The 5,672-nt window shown below is 67.4% G+C and carries 5 protein-coding genes; 2 read left to right on the top strand and 3 right to left on the bottom strand.

Going from position 1 to position 5,672, the window contains the following annotated elements; genetic code table 11:
* Nucleotides 1–541 (top strand): ATP-binding protein (locus tag ACEN88_RS23060; RefSeq protein ID WP_413343379.1); only part of this gene is annotated, 541 nt, incomplete at its 5' end.
* Here ACEN88_RS23060 and ACEN88_RS23055 read toward each other — a convergent pair.
* From ACEN88_RS23055 to ACEN88_RS23045, 3 genes are all read right to left on the bottom strand, one after another.
* On the bottom strand, nucleotides 542–2,350 hold the full coding sequence (locus ACEN88_RS23055; RefSeq protein ID WP_413343378.1) for a DUF885 domain-containing protein: 1,809 nt from the start codon (nucleotides 2,348–2,350) through the stop codon (nucleotides 542–544). It abuts the gene before it with no gap.
* A gap of 79 nt (nucleotides 2,351–2,429) precedes the next feature.
* A complete protein-coding gene (locus ACEN88_RS23050; RefSeq protein ID WP_413343376.1) occupies nucleotides 2,430–3,563 on the bottom strand; it encodes a branched-chain amino acid ABC transporter substrate-binding protein in 1,134 nt (377 codons plus the stop codon).
* Between the two features lie 68 nt (nucleotides 3,564–3,631).
* Nucleotides 3,632–4,117: an Lrp/AsnC family transcriptional regulator gene (locus ACEN88_RS23045; RefSeq protein WP_413343381.1), complete on the bottom strand. Its 486-nt coding sequence runs from the start codon at nucleotides 4,115–4,117 to the stop codon at nucleotides 3,632–3,634.
* 152 nt (nucleotides 4,118–4,269) lie between these two features.
* Here ACEN88_RS23045 and ACEN88_RS23040 point away from each other — a divergent pair.
* Nucleotides 4,270–5,672: cysteine desulfurase family protein (locus ACEN88_RS23040; protein WP_413343374.1), on the top strand; the 1,403-nt coding region annotated here is incomplete at its 3' end.

Genomic DNA, 5,672 nt, shown 5'->3' with positions numbered 1-5,672 from the left:
CGCGCTGGACGGCCTGCTCGCCGGCTGCGACCGCGCGGCGCGTCTGATCGACCAGCTGCTGACGCTGGCCCGCGTCGAGTCTGCGCAGGCGCCCGAGATTGCCGGCGTCGAACTGGGGGGCGTCACGCGCGGCGTGATGGCCGAGCTGGCGCCGGCCGCGCTGGCGAAGGCGCAGCGCCTCGAGCTGGATGCGCAGGGGACGTACGTCGTGCGCGGGAATGCGCTGTTGCTGGCGGTCCTGGTCCGCAACCTGGTCGACAACGCGGTGCGTTATGCGCCGCCGGGGGCCGCCATCGGCGTGTATCTGCATCGCGAAGGGGATGAGGTCGTGCTCGACGTCGAGGATGGCGGCGCGGGCCTGGCCGACGCCGACCTGGCGCGGCTCGGCGAACGGTTTTATCGCGTGGCCGGCAACGGGGCGGCCGGCAGCGGACTCGGATGGTCGATCGTGCGCCGCATCGCGGCCGTGCATGGCGCACGGGTCGCGGTGCGGCGGTCGGAACGGCTGGGAGGCCTCGCCGTTGCCGTCACGTTCGGGTGATTACTTGCTCTCGGCGATCCAGCGATCGACCTTCTTTTCCAGCAGCGCCAGCGGCAGCGTGCCTTCGCCCAGCACGATCTCGTGGAACTTCGGCAGGCTGAATTTCGGGCCGAGTTCCTTTTCCGCGCGGGCGCGCAGTTCCTGGATCTTCAGCGCGCCGATCTTGTAGCCCAGCGCCTGCGCCGGCCACGCCATGTAGCGTTCCGTCGCATTGCGCGCGTCCGCTTCCGTGTAGCCCAGCGTCTCGCGCATGTACTGGATCGACTGCTCGCGCGTCCAGCCCTTCGCGTGCATGCCCGTGTCGACGACGAGGCGCACGGCGCGCAGCATCTCGTCGTTCAGGTGGCCGAAGTAATCCTCGGGCTTGTCGAACAGGCCCATCTCCTTGCCCAGCGTCTCGGCGTACAGCGCCCAGCCTTCCGTGAACGCGTTGTTGCCGCCGAACTTGCGGAAGTTCGGCAGGCCCAGCTCCTGCATCAGCGCGATGTGGAAGTGGTGGCCCGGCTGGCCTTCGTGCAGGAACAGCGTGACCATGCCCGTGCTGCCGTACTGCTTCGGGTCGTTCACGACGGACCAGAACACGCCCGGACGCGAGCCGTCCACGGCCGGCGGCGTGTAGTGGTCGGACGCGGTCGCGCGCGACAGTTCCGGTTCCAGGCGCAGGTCGAGCGGCGTCTTCGGCCGCAGCGAGAACAGCGCCGGCAGCTTCGCCTGCAGCACCGTGTTCAGGTGGCGGTAGACGTCGATGATCTCGCCCTCGGTCTTGAACGGCTTGTACTTCGCCTGTTCCGACACCCACACCGGCAGGCCGGCCGGCGGGCCGTCGTAGCCCATCTTCGGACCGATGCGCGCGAACTCGCCCTGGATGCGCGCGACTTCCCGCAAGCCGATCTGGTGGATCTGTTCCGGCTGCAGGTCGGTCGTCGTCTGGCTCGCGACGCGCGCGAGATACCAGTCCATCCCCTGCGGCAGCGCGCTCCAGCCCGTGCTCGTGCGGCAGGCCGGCAGGTAATCGTGCTCGATGAAGTCGGCCAGGCGTTTCAACGCCGGGTTCAACTTGCCGGCTATCGTGCTGCGATAGCTGGCCGTGAGTTTCTTTTTATCGGCTTCCGAAAAGCCCGCCGGGAAGTTCTTCACGGGCGAGTAGTAGATGCTGTCCTCGGCCTTGTTCGCCACCAGCTGCTTGAACTGGGGCAGGGCGGCTTCCATGATCGCCTTCGGCTGCACGATCCCGCGCTTCATCCCTTCGCGCATGTTGGCGATGGCCTGGTCGATCCACGGGCCGAGCTGGTTCAGGCGGCTCAGGTAGGCCTGGTAATCCTTCACGGTGACGAGCGACTGCGCCTGCTGGCCGCTGCTGTAGTTCGCGAGCGTGATCGGCAGCGCGTCCATCTGGTCCAGCGGCAGCAGGTACTCGGGGAACGGCTCGAAGCGCAGCGCGGTCTTGAGCTCGTAGTCGAGGATGTCGTAGCTCGTCTGGTCGCGCTGGGACAAGCCGTCGCGCGGGATCGCGTGCAGGCGTTTCAGGTAGCCCTTGTATAGCGCGTACTGGTGGGCGATGTTCTTCGGTGCGATCGTCATGCCGATCTGGTCGGGGAAGCGGTTGTCGCCGCTTTCGCCGGCGGCGACGGGATCGAAGCGCGCTTCCGCGTCCCAGTAGTCGTCGGCCAGTTTGTTCAGCTGTTTCGATGCGGCGCTGGCGTTCGTGGCGCCGGCGGTGGGCTTGGCCGCGGTGTCGGCGGCGAGGGCCGGCGCGCAGGCGATGAGGCAGGCGGCGGCGATGGTGCCCAGGGTAAGGGTCTGTTTCATGATGTTTGAACGATGTAAAAGAAGCGGCGCCAAGGATACGCCTTGCGCCGCCGGAGGCCCAGTCTTTACAAGGGCCGCTTCAGTAATTGGCCAGCGGCGCCAGTTGCCCGCCCTTGAAGGTGTACACGGTGACGGCCGTCTTCTTCAGGTTGCCGCTCGCGTCGTAGCCGTACGTGCCGGCCACGCCCTGGTAGTTCATCGTGTGCAGCTGCTTGCCGACGGCCGCGGCGTCCGTCGTATTCGCGGCCTGCATGGCGCGGGCGATGAACATCGTCTGGTCGTAGAACGCGGGCGCGTACACGTCCGGGTCGCGCTGGTAGCGCTGTTTGTATCTCGCCTTGAACGCGGGGCCGTTGGCCTGCTTGTCGAGCGTCGCACCGGCCTGCGCGCACATCACGTTCCCGCCGACGGCATCGCCGCCCAGCTTGGCCATCTCGGGGCTGCACAGCGTGTCGCCGCCCAGCAGGCGCACGTTCGCCATGCCCAGCTGCTTCATCTGGCGCGCCATCGGTGCGCCCTGCGGCGCATAGCCGCCGAAGAAGATGGCGTCCACTTTCTTCGCGCGGAACGCGGTCAGGATGGCGGAGAAATCGCTCGCCTTGTCGTTGGTGAATTCGCGGCCGACGACGGTCACGCCCGAGGCGCGCGCCTGCTTCGCGAATTCGTCGGCGATGCCCTGGCCGAACGCGGTGCGGTCGTCGATCACGCCGACGGTTTTAATCTTGAGTTCCCTGGCGGCGTACGACGCCATCGATGCGCCCACCTGGGAATCGCTGGCGACGATGCGGAACACGTTCGGGTAGCGCGCCTGCGTGATCTTGGGGCTCGTGCCCACGGTCGACATCAGGATGCCGGCATCGTTGTAGACGCGCGAGGCGGGGATCGCCACGCCCGAGTTGTACGGGCCGAGCACGAACTTGACGCCGGCGTCGGCGAACTTCTGCGCCACGCTCACGCCGGCTTTCGGGTCGCCCTGGTCGTCTTCCGACAGCAGTTCGAATTTCAGCGTCTTGCCGCCCACCTTGAGCCTTTGCGCGTTGAGTTCCTCGACCGCGAGGCGCACGCCGTTCTCGTCGTCCTTGCCGGCGAAGGCGTTGGAACCCGACAGCGGGCCGCTCACGCCGATGCGCACGACCTGGTCCTGGGCGCGCGCGGTCGTCCCGGTCGCGAGCAGGATCGCCGCCAGCGCCAGGGTTTTGATGGTTGATGCCATTCGTTTGTCTCCGTTGTAGTCAACGGGCGCCATCATCGCACGATCGCGCGGGCGTGCAAACAGCTTGCTTACGCCGGAAGCCCGTGCGTGATCAGATCCAGCGGCAGCGCGGTGGTGCACTTGATCTGCTCCATCGAGAACGCGGAGGAGACGCCGGACAGCTGCGCGGTGCGGATCAGTTTTTTGTAGAAGCGGTCGTAGCCGTCGATGTCGGTCGTGACGACCTTGAGCAGGTAGTCGACGTCGCCGCTCATGCGGTGGAATTCCAGGACTTCCGGCAGCGCGACGACGGCGGAAGCGAAGCGCTCCAGCCATTTTTCGTCGTGCTCGTTGGTGCGCACACTGACGAACACCGTCACGGGCAGGCCGACCTTGTGCCGGTTGACGATGCTGACCCGGCTCTCGATGTATCCCTCTTCCTCCAGGCGTTTGACGCGTTTCCAGCAGGGGGTGCTGGAGAGCCCGACCTTTTCGCTCAGGCCGGAAATCGACAGCGTGGCGTCGGCCTGCAGGGCGGCCAGGATCGCGCAGTCGTATTTGTCGAGTGAATTCATCTTGTCCATCGCACGGTCTCTAGAATGTTCGTTCTTCAGGCCAGGAAAAATCAAAGATTCTTTAGTACGTCATTTTCGGCACCAAACCGTAACATATTACTCAACAATCGCGCTGCTGGCGCATTTATTTTTGGACTTTTAGCAATTATTTTATGGCCCCCGACCTCTACCTCGACGCAAACGCCACTTCGCCGGTCCTGCCTTCCGCGATCGCCGCCGCGGTCGAGGCGATGGAGGCCTCGTTCGGCAATCCGAGCAGCAGCCACGCCACCGGCCTGCGCGCCAAACGCATCCTCGACACGACCCGTGTGCGCGCCCGCCGCGTGCTCGGTGCCGGGCCGGGACGCGTGCTGTTCACGAGCGGCGCCACGGAAGGCATCCAGACCGCCGTGCTGTCGGCCCTCGTCGCCGTGCGCGAGCGCCGCGCGGCCGGGGAAGACTGCGGTGACCTGCTGGTCTACGGCGCCACCGAACACAAGGCCGTGTCGGAAAGCCTCGCGCACTGGAACCGCCTGCTCGGCACCGGGCTTGCCTTGCAGCCGCTGCCCGTCGACCCGGCCGGCCGCCACCGCCTGGACGTCCTGCGCGACCTGGCGCCGCGCGCGGCCATGGTCTGTACGATGGCGGCCAACAACGAGACGGGCGCCATCTCGGACCTGGACGGCATCGCCCGCGTGCTGCGCGCCAGCGGATCGACAGCCTACTGGATGGTCGACTGCGTGCAGGCGCTGGGCAAGCTGCCGCTGGATCTCGCGAACACGCGCATCGATTACGCGCCGTTCTCCGGCCATAAACTGCATGCGCCGAAAGGCATCGGCATCCTGTACGTGCGCGACGGCGCGCCGTACACGCCGCTGATGATCGGCGGCGGCCAGGAAGACGGCCAGCGCTCCGGCACGGAAAACATGGCCGGCATCGCCGCGCTCGGCGCCGTGCTGGCCGCACTGGAAGAGGGCACGACGTTCCGTACCCACGCCGAGCTGGCCGCCATGCGCGACCGACTCGCGGCCGCATTGCGCGACGCATTTCCCGGCATCGTCTTCAACGCGCCGTTCGAACACACGCTGCCGACCACGCTGAATGTCGCCGTGCCCGGCGTCTCCAGCAAGGACCTGCTCGACCTGTTCGACGCGGCCGGCGTGCGCGTCAGCGCGGGCTCGGCCTGTTCCGCCGCCAAGGCCGCGCCCAGCTACGTCCTCGATGCGATGGGCCTGCCCCTGTGGCGCAGCGGCGGCGCCGTGCGCCTGTCGATCGGGCCGCTCGCGGACGACGCATTCATCGACGCCGCCTGCGCGCGTCTCCGCCGCTGCGGAGACGCGTTGCGCACGTCGCCGCTCAGCGGCGGCAATCCAGGCGTGATGCAGGTCAGCGGCGACGGGCGGCATGGCTGGATCGTGTTCGATGCCGGGACCTGCGTCGCGATCGATCCGCCGCCGGGGCAGGTTGACCGCATCGCCGCGCTGGCGCGTGACGCGGGCCTGCGCCTGACCGAATTTGACGCGGCGGACCGCGCCACCGTCGCGCTGGACGACGGCAGCCATGCGCCCTGCATGCC

The sequence above is a fragment of the Massilia sp. CT11-108 genome (assembly GCF_047302915.1).
In the GTDB taxonomy this organism is placed as follows: Bacteria; Pseudomonadota; Gammaproteobacteria; order Burkholderiales; family Burkholderiaceae_D; genus Telluria; species Telluria orientalis.
Note: the sequence above shows the minus strand (reverse complement) of the source record. Positions and strands in the feature narration are given on the sequence as shown.